This window comes from Paraburkholderia haematera (assembly GCF_905220975.1).
GTDB lineage: Bacteria > Pseudomonadota > Gammaproteobacteria > Burkholderiales > Burkholderiaceae > Paraburkholderia > Paraburkholderia haematera.
In genome coordinates this window covers 41,483-56,971 of record NZ_CAJNBK010000007.1, presented here as the reverse complement: position 1 = coordinate 56,971, position 15,489 = coordinate 41,483, and the positions used below count along the sequence as shown (strand labels likewise).

Below are 15,489 nucleotides of genomic sequence, written 5' to 3'. Positions count from 1 at the left end.
GGCGGCTTGTTGGTCAACTTGGTGGCCAGCTTATTGACCGGCTTCGACCGCGTCGGCCGAACGGGCCGTTGTCGTCAAGCCGCTCGCGCCGACTTTCGCCGGCGCATTGCGCAGCGCATGCTGACGGCCGATCGCGTGATACTCGATACCGAGTTCGAGCAGCACGTCCGGTTCGTACAGGTTGCGGCCGTCGAAAATCAGCGGCGTCTTGAGGCTCTCCTTGAGCGAAGCGAAATCCGGGCTCTTGAAGACCTTCCATTCGGTGAGGATCACGAGTGCATCGGCGCCCTCGGCCGCTTCCATTTCCTCGCTCACGAACGAGAGCCGCGCATGCTGTTGCGGCACATCCTTCAGATCGCGTGCGAAGACGCGCTTCGATTCGTCGATCGCCACCGGGTCGTAGGCCTTCACGCGCGCGCCGCGGCGTAGCAGCTCGGCGATCAGCGGACGGCTCGGCGCTTCGCGCATGTCGTCCGTGTTCGGCTTGAACGCGAGGCCCCACACGGCGAAGGTGCGATCCGACAGGTCTTCGCCCAGACGATCGACGATCTTGTGCGCGAGGATCTTTTTCTGCGTGTCGTTGACGGCTTCCACCGCTTCCAGAATGCGCAGGTTGGCCTTGTGGTCGGCTGCCGTGCGAATCAGCGCCTGCACGTCTTTCGGGAAGCACGAACCGCCGTAGCCGCAACCGGCATACAGGAAGTCGTAGCCGATGCGCGGGTCGGAACCGATGCCGCGGCGCACCGCCTCGATATCCGCGCCGACGCGGTCAGCCAGATTCGCGAGCTCGTTCATGTACGAGATGCGCGTGGCGAGCATTGCGTTGGCCGCGTACTTGGTGAACTCGGCCGAGCGCACGTCCATGTACAGCGTGCGTTCGCGATTGCGGTTGAACGGCGCATAGAGGCGCTTCATCAGTTCGCGCGCCTTTTCGCCGGGCACGTCTTCATCGCAGCCGAGCACGATGCGGTCGGGCCGCGTGAAGTCTTCCACCGCGGCGCCTTCTTTCAGGAACTCCGGATTCGACACCACGGAGAACATGTGGCTGGCGCTGCGCGCGGCCAGTTCCCCGGCAATCACCTCGCGCACGCGCGAAGCCGTGCCGACCGGCACCGTCGATTTGTCGACGATCACCTTGAAGCCCGTCATATGGCGGCCGATGTTGCGCGCGGCAGCGAGCACGTATTGCAGGTCGGCGGAACCGTCTTCGTCGGACGGCGTGCCCACCGCGATGAACTGGATGTCGCCATGCGCGACCGCGGCTTCGATGTCGGTCGAGAACTTCAGGCGGCCGGCCTTGCGATTGCGCGCAATGATCTCCTGCAGACCCGGTTCATGGATCGGCACGCCGCCGTTGTTGAGCACGTCGATCTTGCGCTGATCGACGTCGAGACAGAACACGTCGTGGCCGATGTCGGCCAGACAAGCGCCCGTCACGAGGCCTACGTAGCCACTACCGATGATCGTCAGGTTCATGTGTTACACCTCGGAAAATGGAGTTGATTCAGGAGAGCGGTCACGCGATGCCTTGCATGACCGCGGCTCGATAAACGGTCAATCAGCCGCTTAATATGCGTTGCTGCCCACGAAGCCCTTCCACAGCGTCAGCACGACGATCTTGATGTCGAGCCAGAAGGTCCAGTGCTGCATGTAGTACAGATCGAGCTTGACGCGGCCCATCATCTTTTCGATGCGATCGGTTTCGCCGCGATAGCCGTTGATCTGCGCCCACCCGGTGATGCCCGGCTTGATCCGGTAACGGTGCATGTAGCCCTTCACCAGATCCTTGTAGATGTCGTCGTGTTCGAGCGCATGCGGGCGCGGACCCACCACGGACATCTCGCCGCGCAACACGTTGATGAATTGCGGCAATTCGTCGAGGCTGGTGCGCCGCAGGAACGCGCCGACCGCGGTGATGCGCGGATCGCGCCGCGTGGCCTGAGTGATCTTGCCGACCTCTTCCTTGTGCATCTTCATCGAGCGAAACTTGTAGATCTCGAACTGGTTGCCGTCGATGCCCTTCCTCTTCTGGCGGAAAAACACCGGACCTGGCGAGCTCAGCTTCACCATCGCGGCGATCACCAGCATCACCGGCGCCAGCGCGGTCAATGCCGCCAGCGCGAACAGGCGGTCAAAAATGCGTTTGGGCAGCACGCGCAGATCGGTGATCGGCGAAGCGGCCAGGTTGATCGCCGGCACGCCGAGCAGATCGACCATCGGCTGATTAAAGAGCGTCAGGCTGCGCACGTCCGGAATGAAGCGGATGTTTACGAAGTCGTGCTTCAGGTCCATCACGAAGCGATGGATCGCCTTCTCCTTCGAGATCGGCAGCGCGAGCCAAAGTTCACGAATCGCGCGCTGACGCACCAGTTGAAGCATCCGCGCGTAATCGCGCTCGACTGGCACGCCTTCGATCGAATCGCTCGTATCGGGGTCCTCATAAGGATTGATCGTACCCTCCTCGTCGAACAGCACAACGGGGCTAAAGCCCGCTTCCGGGCGGCTGCGCATCTGCTCGATCAGGAAGCGCCCATACGGCGCGCCGCCGACGATGGCCACCGCGCGCTGATTGAAACCTTCGCGGCGCAGTCCGCGCAGGATCGAATAGACGATCACCTTGGTGACGATCAGCAGCGCGATCGTGGCAACTGCCCAGTACACGAGCCACAAACGCGACAGGCTGTCGGAGCGGTGCAGGCTGAAGCTGATCAGCACGCCGGTGACTTCAACGATCAGCCAGCCGCCCGCGACGCGGCACAGCAGGTCATAGAGCGGCTTGCCGCGCCACGACTGATAGATCCCCAACGCAGGGAAGAACACCACCACGAGCAGGCAGTCGAACGCGAGCGATACGCTTTGGACGTCGTCCAGCCAGACCAATTTCCCGCTGTGCACGGCCGTCGCAATGGCGGCGCCGAGCGCGACCATGGCGATGTCGATGATTCTCGATAGAACGCTCAGCATGCGCTGCCCCTCAGTTCGTCAGTCAAGTGCCATCCGTTGGTTGGTTGAATTTCCGTCACACTCATCGAGTCCGGCCGCCCGGAAACAACGCCGGTATTCGCGCCTGCCGGATACATGCGCGACGCGAACCGATTGAACCCGTGCTAATTGCCCTGCCGCTTCCCGGAATAAAAAAATCCTGAATGAACGATTCGGGACGATTCGGAAAGCAGGTGTCGGAATGAGTGAATACCCTTGTACAGGTATAGATAAGGCGGTATTAAAATTCGGACTGCAAGACAGCAAAATATCTCAAATTGTATCGGTCATTTTTTCGGTATTTTTTCTGAATTTTGCGCGGCAATTGTTACCGAATTTTCGTTTGAGTTGCCCTGCTTTCGCCTTTTCTGAGGCCGAAGCGATCCAAACTGTCTGTTTTCTTACGAGGCTTACGCCTTGCTTTTCGCCTTCATTTTCCTTTGTTTCCTCGGGCAAAAAAATTACCCTCGATTTTTTTCAGGTAATTTTTCTTTTTAAAAAATTGTTCGGACATTTTTCCTTCACGAAGTAGCTGATTTTATTATCCGATTTATATAGTTTCTATTTAACGTGCTTTTATTGATTCCTGACTTCGTGATAAAACTCGACGCATTCACCCAGCCTCGAGGAGTTCATCATGACAGCTCCGGTTACGGCCACGCCCGCCGACACCCGGTCCATGCAAGCTATGTCCCCTAACGTCAAGCTCAAGGTTCATCCCGTGATTCTGGCGGGCGGCTCCGGCACACGGTTGTGGCCGATGTCGCGCGAACAGCATCCGAAACAACTGATTGGCCTGCTCGGCGACGACTCGCTGTTGCAATCGACCACCCGCCGTCTCGACGGACTCGAGGCCGGTCATCCGCTCGCCGGGCAACTCGTCGTCGTGGCCAATGAAGAACAGCGCTTCACGACTGCCGAGCAATTACGCACGAGCGGCAAACCGACCCGGCTGATTCTCGAACCCGCCGGGCGCGACACCGCGCCGGCACTGACGGTGGCCGCCCTTTCGATTGCCGCGCAGGACGAGGACGGCATCATGGTCGTGATGCCCGCCGATCACGCGGTAACCGACATCGACGGTTTTCATGCAGCGGTGGCCGCCGGCGTGCAACATGCGGCCGCGGGCCATATCGTGACGATGGGCATCGTGCCGACGCGCGCCGAAACGGGCTATGGCTACATTCGCATTGGCGCGGCGCTTGGCACGCCTAACGACGCTCGCGCGACCGACGCCGACGCCGACGCAGCCGATACGATCGGTGCGCACAAGCTCGATCGCTTCGTCGAAAAGCCGCATCTGGAGCTGGCGCAGCGCTATATCGCATCAAAGGAATACTGGTGGAATAGCGGCATTTTCATCATGCGCGCATCGACCTGGCTGAAGGCGATCCGCCACTTCCAGCCGGCGATTTACGAAGCCTGCGAAGCAGCGTTCGCAGGCGGCAAAGCGGACGGCGATTTCTTCCGTCTGCAACGCGACGCGTTCAGCGCCTCGCCGTCGAATTCGATCGACTACGCGGTGATGGAGAAACTGGGCAACGATCAGAGCGCCGCGTCCGGCGTGGTCGTGCCGCTGCAAGCGGGCTGGTCGGACGTGGGCTCGTGGGACGCGATCTGGGATATCTCGGAGAAAGACGCCGATCAGAACGTGGGCCGCGGTCGCGTGATGTTCGAAGGCGCGGCATCGACCTTCGCGCATTCGGAAGGACGCCTGATTGCCTGCGTCGGCACGCAGGATCTCGTGGTGGTCGAAACGGCCGATGCGATTCTGGTCGCGGACAAATCGCGCGTGCAGGACGTCAAGAAGATTGTCGGACGGATTCGCAACGATGGCGGCCTGGAAGCGGCCAACCATCGCAAGGTGCATCGCCCATGGGGCAATTACGATTCCGTCGACACCGGCGAGCGCTTCCAGGTGAAACGTATTGTCGTGAAGCCGGGCGCGCGGCTCTCGCTGCAAATGCATCATCACCGCGCGGAACATTGGATCGTCGTGCGCGGCACCGCGCTCGTCACGCGAGGTGAAGAGCGCTTCATCGTCTCCGAAAACGAATCGGCTTATATTCCGCTGGGCGTCACCCACCGTCTCGAGAATCCGGGCAAGATGCCGCTCGAAATGATCGAGGTGCAGTCGGGTTCGTATCTCGGTGAAGACGATATCGTGCGCTTCGACGACACGTACGGACGCCAATGATGATTCACAACGGATGAAGCGGGAACCTGCGGCGGTTGCTCCTACCGGCCGCGGGGTACTGCTGCTGTGTTATCCGACGCGTTTACATTCGTACTTGCAGCCGCACTTGCAGCCGCACTCATCCCACGTGGGAGATGAGTTCCGGGTACGACGGAAAACGATCTGATGCACTATTGTTTTCGGTCGCGGGTGCGGCCGGTTCGCCAGGATAGCGGCGCAGCGGTCCGCGGAACGCATTGAGCGGACCGTGCAACGGACCGCCGTGATTCACCATGACCGGTTCCGGCACATGACGCATGGCCGGCAACGGACGCGCCACTGCCGCAGCCGCGTTGACTGCAGGTGCCGCCTCTGCTGCGGACTGCGTGCGCCATTCGCGGTCGATCCACTGCCGCGCCCATTCGAGCGCGTAATGCTCCGCCGCGTCTGCCTCTGTAAAACGCGGGCCGACGAGGCCGGAACGCTCGACGCGTTTGCCGTCCTTCATGATCTCCGCCCACGCGCGATACATGGCATTGGGCACCTGCTCCGCCGCAACGTAGATCACATAGCCGCGCCGGTCGGCGACCTGCGTGCCGCGCGGCGCGAGGCTCATCGACAGCGAGCCGCGTTGATCTTCAAGCTGTTGCGTGCGGCGTGCCGACGCGATGGCCGAGTCCAGACTGTGCATGGCCGCGTCCACCGCCCGCGCTTCGTCCGTGCCTTGCCAATCGGCACGCATGGCGGGCCGTGCCACGTGCGACACAGGTGCCGAAGGCGCACGGGATACCGGCGGCACGTTCGTCAATCCGGACAACTGGCGTGTGATATCGGCAATCGGATCGGCCGAACGCCAGTTGCTCAGGCTGCTCGAGGCGCCAGGTGTCTGCCACGATTCGGGGCTCTTCCACGACACGCCACGCAGACTTTCGTCGCGTGCGTTGGGGGTTGGTGCGACCGGTGCTGCCGGCTTGGCCGCGACGGGCGCCGCCGGCTGCGGGACGTACGCGAAGGTACGCCCGGTTTGCGACAACAGCCGAACCATCTCGAGGAGGGTGCCGTTCAACTGCCATTCCTCGAAACGACGCCGGCAAGTCGGACCCGACGGATAGCGCCCCGGCAACTTCGACCAGGGTTCGCCCGTTGTCAGAATCCACAGGACGGCATTCGCCACGATGCGCGGTTCGGCGCGGGGGCGGCCGCGCCGGTTCAGACGGACGGCTGGCTCATCAGAGACAAGCTCTGCTAGCAGCGCCCATTCGTCATTGCTTAGCTCATCGAAAAACATTGGGTTTTCTCCACGCAGCCTGGCCCGGCCGCGGCTTTGGGCAGCCACGGATTCAATTTTCACGATCCGTGTACAGCCCTCGGTTGCACAAATATGTTTTGTACGTTCTGTCTGCTGGTCAATATCGCACTGGGTTAGTGCGGTTTGTCCCTATTGCGAAGCACAAAACGTGGTCTCACTCGTGCATGGGAGAATTTGTGCACGAAGCATACCACCACCAGGGTTTGCGTGAATATCGTTGAGACAAGTGTTACGGATGGAAACAATCTTGTCCTTTTTGCTGCGTCGTATCACTTATTGCTGTAACAGAACGGCTGTCGGTTCCGGCCTCGGGAGCCGCTATTGCACAGCACAATAGTAGATCAAGATTGACCAATTGCCTTTACGAAATCGACGTTTGATCCGCAATGCATTTCCATACGTTTTTGACGTAATTTTTGCCGAGCTGGGAGGTGGCTGGATGCAGCGGCGTGGACAGCACCTGGCTGACATCGAGGTGCAGTTTCCCTACCAGCGAACACAACGCCCGCGCATGCTGTTTGCATTCCTCTCGACGCCGCGCGAGCCCGGTTGATCGACTTGCCACTAGCGCACAGGATTCGCCGCGCCCTCACCCACCACGGTCATCCATGGGCGTACACGCCAGCGCTCCACAAGCCCCGCGATCACGTATGGATCGGCTCTGGCAAAGGCTTCGGCGGCTGCGGGAGAGTCGCTTTCGAAAAGCAGCACGGCAGTATCCACAGGTTCGGTCAATGCGCCGGCCAGTTGCAATTCACCGCGCTGCGTTGCCGCCCAGGCGAGCTTCAGATGGTCGTCGCGATAGGCGCCACGCCGTTCGAGGTAGTCCGGTACGAGGTCATACATCAAGAGGTAGTGCATGGCGAGCCTCCTTTGGCTTGCGTGACGCAGACGCCGGGCAGCGCCTCGGCGCGGGAATTCGAGTCATGAATACGCCTAAGATCCTAAATGGGATTTTCGGCCGATTTCCTATTCATTTGCACCTGCAGCAATGCGGATCGGATGTTTAGTCTTTGATCGCCCCCTCTCGAATGACAGCGGGATAATTCATTTGCATGCGCCTTGCCAATTAATCTGGATTGCATAACATATTCTGGCACGGCTGCGATTGAGCCGGTTCACACGCCGGTTCACACGCCGGGTCACACGTCGGCACACACGCCAGTTCACACGCCGGCACACCGCGATCCCCCGTCGCGTAAGGGAAAACCACCGTGAGCGCGTGTCAACCGGAGTGCCCCTTTGTCCGTTCTGGCAGACAGCATTTGCCATAATGCACATGCCGAGGGGTTCTCGACGCTGTTGACACCCACGCGCATGAACGACCAAAAACGTTTTCACCACCGATGGAGTGTCACATGAAGATCCAATCCGCTATCGCTACGCTGGTGCTGGGTGCTGTCCTCGTTTCGCCGGTGTTCGCGCAGAACAGCCAGCAAACGAAAATGGCCGACTGTAACAAGCAGGCCGGCGACAAGAAAGGCGACGACCGCAAGGCCTTCATGAAGACCTGCCTGTCCGCCAAGCCGGCCGCCGCAGCGCCGATGAGCCAGCAGGACAAGATGAAGGCGTGCAACACCCAAGCCGCTGACAAGAAAGGCGACGATCGCAAGGCTTTCATGAAGACCTGTCTGTCGTCGTCCGCGCCGGCTAACTAAATCAACGCAAGGCAATCGGCGCGGGCCACTCGCCGCGCGTTTAGCCGCGTATTGCTCGAACATGGCCGCGCCGTTTTCCGGCGCGGCTGCCGTCTTTCTCCTGTCCTCGCTCCAGCCCGCGCTTCCGTTCTTCCTCCTGCTCGCCTTCGCAGTTCATCTCCCCGGCAACCATCCTCCCGCTAGCGATTCCTTCGCGGTCCACCCGCGCGAACGCGCCGTTTTTCTTCTATGATGGCTGCGGAGACGGCCCACCCCCATACACAACATTAGACGGGCCGCCATCTTGTCGTTGGTGCTGCAGAGCACCGATCGGAGGCAAGGATGGTATCGAAGCATAAAAACCGCTGGTTGAGGCGGTGGTTGGTCGTCATCGTATTCTGGGCCGTGCCCGTGGCGATCGTTGCGGTTAGCGAGATCCGGGAGGAAATGGCGTACAACGCCGTCGACCTCGACCGCGCGCTGACCACCTGGAATTTCACCGTCGCACAACGTGCCGCCGGCGCCCCCGCGCGCTGCCACGGCAAGCCTGACGAGGCGCAAGCCGCCGGCTGCCCAGCCGATGTACTGGCAGCCAATGCGCCGCGCCAGCAGGACGCCCGCAACGAATATGGCGTGCGTCGCTCTACGCTCATGGCCTACCTCTGGCATGCGTTCGTCGGCTACTGGGTCGTGCCGGCTGTCACGCTGTTCCTGATCGGCGTGTTGATCGGAATGATTCGCCGCGCCCTGCGGCGCCCGCCTGTCAAAAGTCCGGCGAACCACGGGTGAGAACGCAGGTGCAGCGTCGCAGCAACACTTTCAGTTGGGTTTCATCACCAATGATGGAATCGAAAAAGTCGGTAAAAATAGGTGCCTGATGCGGTCCCGGCGCAGCCGCCGGCAAGCCGTTCCCGGCCCGGCATGGTTCGCCGGGGCCCTTTCGAATGCCTTGTCAGAGTGTCCTTCAACGCGGTTCCGCGGCCGGTCAAAATTACTTCAACGCATCCGCCAATAGCTCGCAAACCCCCGCCACACAAGGCTTTTCACCGACCAACGAAGTACGCCTTCCGCGCTTGCGTGTGATATAACGCAAATGCAACCCGGCAGCACCATATGAGGTTGTGCCCAGGAACCATGATGGAGAAAAACGATGCATAGACGAAACTTCATGCTGAAGACTACCGCTGCGCTCGCTTTCGGAGGCCTTGCACTCGCTGGTTGTACCACCAACGGCAGCAGCCCGAACACGCCCTCCACCGATGCATCCAAACGCCAGTCGATCGACGCCAGCGTCGACGGCACCATGTCGCGCCTGTTCACAACCGTGAAGGGTTCGCGCGAACTCGTCTCCAAGGCGCGCGGCGTACTGGTGTTCCCGTCGGTCCTGCAAGCGGGCTTTATCGTTGGCGGCCAGTATGGCGAAGGTGCGCTGCGCGTAGGCGGCAGCTCGGTGGGTTACTACAGCACGATTTCCGGTTCGTTCGGTCTGCAGGCAGGCGCGCAATCGAAGGCCATCATCTTCCTGTTCATGACGCAGGACTCGCTCGACTCCTTCCGCAATGCCGATGGCTGGTCGGCGGGCGGCGACGCCTCCGTCGCGCTGGTGAAGATGGGCGCCAACGGCGCAATCGACACAACCACCGCGACCGCCCCTGTCGAAGTATTCGTGCTGACCAACACCGGCCTGATGGCCGATATCGCGCTGCAGGGCACCAAGGTATCGCGCCTGAAGATCTAGGCCTCTACCCGCTTACCCGGCAGCAGCGGCAATAAGAAACGGCGACGCACATTGCGCGTCGCCGTTCTTCATTCTGCCGCGTCAGGCCACGCTACGGCGCTCAACTCCCCGACGTATCGATCACTTTGAAGCGCGAACGCTTCTGCGCGCGAATCACCGACTGATACGCCTCCACATACTGCCGCGCCATCCGGTGCGACGTGAAGCGATCTTCGAAGCGTTGCCGCACACCCGAGCGCGGCACCTTATGCAGGCGATTGACCGCCGCCACCGCGCCGATCTCGTCTTCGACGATAAAGCCTGTCACACCGTCATCCAGCACTTCCGGCACCGAGCCGCGGTTAAATGCGATCACCGGCGTACCGCACGCCATCGCTTCGATCATCACGAGGCCGAACGGCTCCGGCCAGTCGATCGGGAACAGCAGCGCATGCGCGCCGGATAGAAACTCGGCTTTCTGATGATCCGCGATCTCGCCGATGAACTCGACATGCGGCAAGTCCAGCAAGGGCCGGATTTCGCGCTCGAAGTATTCGCGGTCGGCCGAGTCCACTTTCGCGGCAATGCGAATCGGCAATCCGCAGCGCCCGGCAATCCGGATCGCGGTATCGACCCGCTTTTCCGGCGAGATACGGCCGAGAAACGCGAGGTACCTCTGCTCGACCGGCTGCGGCGTGTAGAGCTGCTCCGGCAGGCCGTGATAGACGGTGGTGAGCCATTTGGCCTGCGGCAACGGATGGCGCTGCGAATTCGAAATCGAGATCACCGGCGCGGTATTGAAGGTGTCGAATACCGGTTGCTGCTCGGGCAAATCGAGGCGGCCGTGCATCGTGGTGACGAAGGGTGTCTCCTGACGCTTGAAGACCGAAAACGAGTAGTAGTCGAGGTGAAAATGCAGCACGTCGAAGTTTTCGGCCTGGCGGCGCACCAGTTCCATCAACAGCATATGGGGTGCGATGCGATCGCGGATCCCCGGGTCCAGACGCAGTGCGCTTGGCCAGACCGCTTCGAGCTTGGCGCTCGTGACGGAATCGCCGCTCGCGAACAGCGTCACGTCATGGCCGAGGTCGACGAGCGCCTCGGTGATATAGGACACGACGCGCTCCGTGCCGCCGTATAGCTTCGGCGGCACGGATTCGGTCAAGGGGGCGATCTGCGCAATCTTCATTTTTTGTCTCCGTGAACTGACGGCTTGCGCCAATGGCGGTGCACGTCAGCGGCGCTGGGAATGGTAGCGCCGGTCCTTCTCCATCAAAGCGGCAAACGCCGGGCGTCCGCCTGCACCATCCACATCAAAGCATTATTCATCAGGGCGCAACAAAATGCCCTTGGCCTTGCAATTCCTGCGTGCTGTTACATCCAGCTTACATACAGTGGCACGTCCATTATCCGCCTCACCGCCGTTATCGCAGCTGTTGTCACGGCTGTTATCGCGGCTGTTATCGCGCCGGCCATTTCCAGCCCGGCAGGTCGCGATCGTCCGCGTCGGCGATGCGCGTCGCGCCGAAGTGCTTCTCGAGCACGATCGACTGGCTGCCGTCCTCCCGCTCGAGCGCCGCGATCAGCCGCGCCGCGTGCGACACCACCAGCACCTGGGAATGCGCTGAAGCCCGCGCGATCAGGCGCGCCAGAGCCGGCAGCAAATCGGGATGCAAGCTCGTCTCGGGTTCGTTCAGCACGAGCAGCGCGGGCGGACGCGGCGTCAGCAGTGCAGCCACCAGCAACAGGTAGCGCAAGGTACCGTCCGACAGTTCCGCGCCCTTCAACGGCCGCAGCAAGCCGTGTTGCTGCATCGACACGTCGAAACGGCCGTCCTGCGTGGCGATATCGAGGCGCGAGCCGGGAAAGGCGTCGTCGATGGCGGCGTCAAGCGCAACCGGATCGCCAATTTCGCGGATGGTTTGCAAGGCCGCGGCAAGATCGGCGCCGTCGTTCGAGAGCACCGGCGTGTGCGTGCCGATCTGCGACTGACGCGCGGGCGCTTCGGCATCCGTGCGGAAGTGGTCGTAAAAGCGCCACGAGCGAATCTGCTCACGCACTGTGATCATCTCGGGAGCGGTCCGCGGGTCGGAGAACTCCGTCATCATGCTGTCGAAACTGGCGACGGGTTGCGGGATGGTTTGCCAATCACCCTGTTCGTCACGCGTGCGCAGCGCGGCGCCGTGCCGGTCGACCAGCAAGGCCGACGGACGCAGCACCGGGCCGCTCCAGATGCACTCGCGTTTGATCGTGGGATCGAGGGGAAACCGGGTGGCCCGATCGAGCGGCGGCAACCCGAGATCAATCGCATAACCGAATTGATCGCCGGAAAATCCAAGCCGCAGGCTCACCGGTTCTTTGCGGCGCGTGCCCTCAACGGGCATCTCGCCGGCCAGCACCGCGCGCGAGAAACGTTCGGGTCCGGCCCACAACGTGGATTGCAAACCGCCCTCACGCGCGAGCGACGTAATCACGCCGCCGCGCGCGGTTTCAGCCAGCAGACGCAGCGAGCGATAGACGCTCGATTTCCCGCTGCCATTCGCGCCCGTGACGACATTCAAATGCCCGAGCGGGACGATCAACTCGCGTAGCGACCGATACCCGGCGATGGCCAAAGTCCTCAGCATGCGGCCACCTTTCGACTCAGCGCGCGCTTCCGGGCGCTTCCTGGTAGTAAAACACCTTCATCCAAACACATCATTACTTATGCCCGCCACCCTTGCCCGGCTTCTGCACGGGCACATTGCGCAAATCGTTGAGAAAGGTATCGCGCCACACGCCAAGATCGTTCTTGCGCAGCGCCGCCATATTGATCTCGTGACGCCGCTGGCGCGCGTCGAGCGGCATTTGCAGCGCGCGTTGCAAGGCTTCGCACATGCCAATCGCATCGTGTGGATTGACCAGCAGCGCGCCGGTCAACTCCGCCGCCGCACCGGCGAAAATCGACAACACTAGCACGCCTGGGTCGTCGGGATTTTGCGCGGCGACATACTCCTTCGCGACCAGGTTCATACCGTCATGCAACGGCGTGACAAAGCCGATCTGTGATTCGCGAAACAGCGACATCAGCTTCCAGCGGTCGTATTGCTGATTCAGATAGCGGATCGGCGTGTAATCGAGGCTCGAATAACGGCCGTTGATGCGTCCCGCTTCGTATTCGAGATCCTGGCGGATCTTCTGATAGGTGGCGACGTCCGAGCGGGTCGGCGGCGCGATCTGCACCAGCGTGACGTTGCCGCGCCATTCGGGCGAGCGTTCCAGCAACTGCTCGAAGGCGCGAAACCGTTCGACGAGCCCCTTCGAATAGTCGAGCCGGTCGACGCTCATGATCAGCTTGCGGCCCTCCAGACTTTGCTTCAGATCGAGCACGTGCTGGCGGCTTTCGTAGCGCTTGGCCTGTTCCGCGATTTCGTCGGGGAATACGCCGATACGATAGACGCCCGTACGCAGCTTGCGGCCGAAGGCTTCGACCTGATTGCCCTCGCTCACGGTGCCGCGTGCGTGGCGCGTCACGTAGTCGTGGAAAGCGAGTTCGTCGGTGGCGGTCTGGAAGCCCAGCAGGTCGTAGCACGACAGCGACTTCACCAGCTCTTCGTGCGGTGGAATGTTGAGCAGAATCTGCGGCGCGGGAAACGGAATATGCAGGAAAAAACCGATGCGGTTGGTGACGCCCTCGGAACGCAGCGCCTCGGCGAACGGGATCAGGTGGTAGTCGTGGATCCAGATCACGTCGTCGGGTTCGAGCAGCTTGATCAGCTTATGCGCGAGCCATGCATTGACGCGCCGGTAGCCCGCGTACTCGTCGCGCTCGTAACGCGCGAGGTCGTTGCGGTAGTGGAACACCGGCCACAGCGTCGCGTTCGAAAAGCCGCGGTAGTACTGGTCGTAATCCTTGCGCGTGAGGCCAACGGTCGCGAAGGTCACTGCGCCGTCCTGCTCCAGCGTCGGACCGGCGTTGGCGACGGTCTCGCTCACCACGTCGCCGCTCCAGCCGAACCACACGCCCCCCGCATCCTTCAGCGCGCCGAACACGCCGACCGCGAGGCCGCCCGCCGATCCTTTGGTTTCCGTTGGCGTTGCAACGCGATTCGACACGACGATCAGTCGGCCCATGTGAGTTGTCCTCCCTGGTTCGCGCGGCGCGGCCGATGTGCGGTGGAACACATCGCGTGATTCCGGCGCGGCACCCCTGTAGACATCTTAGGCGTTCGTCCGTTCGGACTGGAGAAAGGCATGCGTGCCGACAGCTTCGAGGTGCGGACGGCCGACCGTGAGCCGGAATAAAAACAGGCTCGCGGCGCAGACGTCAGCCGCGATTCACAACACATTCAATTCAACTACGCGATCAGTTGCCGCTCTTGCAAGGAAATGCCTTGCCGAGCCCCAGCGAGATCGCCGTGCTGGCGTTATAGCCCGCGACGATCGGATTCTCGGCGATGTACTTGCGTACTGCGTCGGTGAGTTGCGCCGAGCGCGCGTCTGCCGGCAGGCAGTAGTACTGGCCGACGCGCGGCCCCGTGGTGCCGCCGATCGCGTCGATCGTGTTGAAGATGCCGTCGGCGGCGCCTTCGATATACGCGGCGCACGCACTACGCGATGCCACATCGGTCTTCGTGCACAGCTTGTTGAGGTCGCCCCCCGTAAACGCGGCTGCCGATAGCGGTACGGCAAGCGCGCTGGCGAAAATCAAAGCCCGCAGCATGGTGTTCCTTTCCAGGGTCGTTTATCAGGCGGTCTTGCGCCGCATCGAACCGGCGCGCCTCGTCGTGCGCCAAGCCGTCATTCTGCACTGTTTTGCAAAGCGGCAGGCATGCCAATGGCCGCTATCTTCAGGCAAATTTGCGTGGCCCGGAGCGCCAGTACTCCGGCGCACCGGTTTTCCGTGCAGTTCACTTCTGTTGCATCTGCTGCAGGCGCGCGGTGAGTCCTTCGACTACGTCCGGCTCCTTGTAGGTCTTCGCGAAATCGAGGGCGGTCAGGCCGATCTGGTTCTTCACCGTGAGGTCTGCGCCATTGTCGAGCAGAAGCTTCACCGTCGACACATGACCGCCGCGCGCGGCCATCATCAGCGGCGTGGTGCCGTTCGGCGAGCCCGCGTCGACGTAGGCCGAATGGTCGAGCAGGACTTTGACGATGTCGTCATGGCCGTTCGCGGCGGCGTAGTGCAGCGGCGCCCAGCCCTTCTTGTTGACTTCGGCGTCCTTCGCGATCAGCTGCTTCACGAAATCGAGGTCGCCGTTCAACGCAGCCATCATCATTGCGTTCTCGCCGGCCTTGTCCTGGATCTCGATGTCGGTCTTCGGATTGGCGAGCAGCGCGGCGCCCACCTTGTCCGACTTTTCGCGCGCGGCAATCACCAGCAGCGGGAAGCCCTGATTGTCGACGCTGTTCGGGTCCATGCCCTTGGCGAGCAGCTTGTTGACACCGTCGACGTCGTCGAATTTAACCGATTTGATGAGCGAGTCGATCGGCGCAGCCTGAACCGGCGAAGCGACCAGCGAGGTCAGCGCGGCGCAGGCGAGCGTAGCGGCCAACGCGAGGTGCGACGCGCTGCGGCGTACCGAACCGAGAGCAGTCTGCACCACGGAAGCTTCTTGAAACGCTGCGGTCAAAGCCGAATATTTTTTCATGTTTTACTTTAGGAGACGTTCCTATCCTTTTGATATTT

General features: G+C 61.5%; 13 protein-coding genes. 4 read left to right on the top strand and 9 right to left on the bottom strand.

Translation table 11 applies throughout. The features are described 5' to 3' along the window. Window positions 1-30: 30 nt before the first annotated feature. Window positions 31-1,476, bottom strand: a complete 1,446-nt coding sequence (locus KHO23_RS15035) for a UDP-glucose dehydrogenase family protein (protein ID WP_211612023.1) — start codon at window positions 1,474-1,476, stop codon at window positions 31-33. Between the two features lie 90 nt (window positions 1,477-1,566). Further along, window positions 1,567-2,964 carry an undecaprenyl-phosphate glucose phosphotransferase gene (locus tag KHO23_RS15030; protein WP_211612022.1) on the bottom strand — a complete coding sequence of 466 codons (1,398 nt, stop codon included), beginning with the start codon at window positions 2,962-2,964 and terminating at the stop codon, window positions 1,567-1,569. A gap of 655 nt (window positions 2,965-3,619) precedes the next feature. On the opposite strand from KHO23_RS15030, the gene KHO23_RS15025 reads away from it, so the two are divergent. Next, complete coding sequence (locus KHO23_RS15025) at window positions 3,620-5,179, top strand: mannose-1-phosphate guanylyltransferase/mannose-6-phosphate isomerase (RefSeq protein WP_211612021.1); 1,560 nt, start codon at window positions 3,620-3,622, stop codon at window positions 5,177-5,179. Window positions 5,180-5,297: 118 nt separating this feature from the next. Here the strand turns inward: KHO23_RS15025 and KHO23_RS15020 are convergent, their stop codons facing one another. Beyond that, on the bottom strand, window positions 5,298-6,446 hold the full coding sequence (locus KHO23_RS15020; RefSeq protein WP_211612020.1) for a transposase: 1,149 nt from the start codon (window positions 6,444-6,446) through the stop codon (window positions 5,298-5,300). 585 nt (window positions 6,447-7,031) lie between these two features. After that, entirely contained in the window at window positions 7,032-7,328 is a 297-nt protein-coding gene (locus KHO23_RS15015) for a YciI-like protein (RefSeq protein WP_211612019.1), read from the bottom strand. Between the two features lie 497 nt (window positions 7,329-7,825). Here KHO23_RS15015 and KHO23_RS15010 point away from each other — a divergent pair, with 497 nt between their 5' ends. The 3 genes from KHO23_RS15010 (at window position 7,826) to KHO23_RS15000 (ending at window position 9,842) form a co-directional block, all read left to right on the top strand. Beyond that, window positions 7,826-8,125, top strand: a complete 300-nt coding sequence (locus KHO23_RS15010) for a PsiF family protein (RefSeq protein WP_211612018.1) — start codon at window positions 7,826-7,828, stop codon at window positions 8,123-8,125. 321 nt (window positions 8,126-8,446) lie between these two features. Beyond that, on the top strand, window positions 8,447-8,893 hold the full coding sequence (locus KHO23_RS15005) for a hypothetical protein (RefSeq protein WP_211612017.1): 447 nt from the start codon (window positions 8,447-8,449) through the stop codon (window positions 8,891-8,893). A gap of 361 nt (window positions 8,894-9,254) precedes the next feature. Further along, window positions 9,255-9,842, top strand: a complete 588-nt coding sequence (locus KHO23_RS15000; RefSeq protein WP_211612016.1) for a BPSL1445 family SYLF domain-containing lipoprotein — start codon at window positions 9,255-9,257, stop codon at window positions 9,840-9,842. 100 nt (window positions 9,843-9,942) lie between these two features. Here KHO23_RS15000 and KHO23_RS14995 read toward each other — a convergent pair whose 3' ends face one another. From KHO23_RS14995 to KHO23_RS14975, 5 genes are all read right to left on the bottom strand, one after another. Beyond that, window positions 9,943-11,010: a glycosyltransferase family 4 protein gene (locus tag KHO23_RS14995; RefSeq protein ID WP_211612015.1), complete on the bottom strand. Its 1,068-nt coding sequence runs from the start codon at window positions 11,008-11,010 to the stop codon at window positions 9,943-9,945. A 271-nt stretch (window positions 11,011-11,281) separates the two neighbouring features. After that, entirely contained in the window at window positions 11,282-12,448 is a 1,167-nt protein-coding gene (locus KHO23_RS14990; protein ID WP_211612014.1) for an AAA family ATPase, read from the bottom strand. A gap of 73 nt (window positions 12,449-12,521) precedes the next feature. Further along, on the bottom strand, window positions 12,522-13,934 hold the full coding sequence (gene otsA / locus KHO23_RS14985; protein WP_211612013.1) for an alpha,alpha-trehalose-phosphate synthase (UDP-forming): 1,413 nt from the start codon (window positions 13,932-13,934) through the stop codon (window positions 12,522-12,524). Between the two features lie 232 nt (window positions 13,935-14,166). Then, complete coding sequence (locus KHO23_RS14980) at window positions 14,167-14,523, bottom strand: Rap1a/Tai family immunity protein (RefSeq protein ID WP_211612012.1); 357 nt, start codon at window positions 14,521-14,523, stop codon at window positions 14,167-14,169. A gap of 187 nt (window positions 14,524-14,710) precedes the next feature. Then, window positions 14,711-15,451 (bottom strand): ankyrin repeat domain-containing protein, encoded by a 741-nt coding sequence (locus KHO23_RS14975; RefSeq protein WP_211612011.1) that lies wholly within the window; start codon window positions 15,449-15,451, stop codon window positions 14,711-14,713. Between the last annotated feature and the right edge of the window lie 38 nt (window positions 15,452-15,489).

What these genes read in the sequence shown, in the direction of transcription:
- KHO23_RS15035 (WP_211612023.1), bottom strand. Translation starts at nt 1,476, where the DNA reads ATGAACCTGACGATCATCGGTAGTGGCTACGTAGGCCTCGTGACGGGC.
- KHO23_RS15030 (WP_211612022.1), bottom strand. Translation starts at nt 2,964, where the DNA reads ATGCTGAGCGTTCTATCGAGAATCATCGACATCGCCATGGTCGCGCTC.
- KHO23_RS15025 (WP_211612021.1), top strand. Translation starts at nt 3,620, where the DNA reads ATGACAGCTCCGGTTACGGCCACGCCCGCCGACACCCGGTCCATGCAA.
- KHO23_RS15020 (WP_211612020.1), bottom strand. Translation starts at nt 6,446, where the DNA reads ATGTTTTTCGATGAGCTAAGCAATGACGAATGGGCGCTGCTAGCAGAG.
- KHO23_RS15015 (WP_211612019.1), bottom strand. Translation starts at nt 7,328, where the DNA reads ATGCACTACCTCTTGATGTATGACCTCGTACCGGACTACCTCGAACGG.
- KHO23_RS15010 (WP_211612018.1), top strand. Translation starts at nt 7,826, where the DNA reads ATGAAGATCCAATCCGCTATCGCTACGCTGGTGCTGGGTGCTGTCCTC.
- KHO23_RS15005 (WP_211612017.1), top strand. Translation starts at nt 8,447, where the DNA reads ATGGTATCGAAGCATAAAAACCGCTGGTTGAGGCGGTGGTTGGTCGTC.
- KHO23_RS15000 (WP_211612016.1), top strand. Translation starts at nt 9,255, where the DNA reads ATGCATAGACGAAACTTCATGCTGAAGACTACCGCTGCGCTCGCTTTC.
- KHO23_RS14995 (WP_211612015.1), bottom strand. Translation starts at nt 11,010, where the DNA reads ATGAAGATTGCGCAGATCGCCCCCTTGACCGAATCCGTGCCGCCGAAG.
- KHO23_RS14990 (WP_211612014.1), bottom strand. Translation starts at nt 12,448, where the DNA reads ATGCTGAGGACTTTGGCCATCGCCGGGTATCGGTCGCTACGCGAGTTG.
- otsA (WP_211612013.1), bottom strand. Translation starts at nt 13,934, where the DNA reads ATGGGCCGACTGATCGTCGTGTCGAATCGCGTTGCAACGCCAACGGAA.
- KHO23_RS14980 (WP_211612012.1), bottom strand. Translation starts at nt 14,523, where the DNA reads ATGCTGCGGGCTTTGATTTTCGCCAGCGCGCTTGCCGTACCGCTATCG.
- KHO23_RS14975 (WP_211612011.1), bottom strand. Translation starts at nt 15,451, where the DNA reads ATGAAAAAATATTCGGCTTTGACCGCAGCGTTTCAAGAAGCTTCCGTG.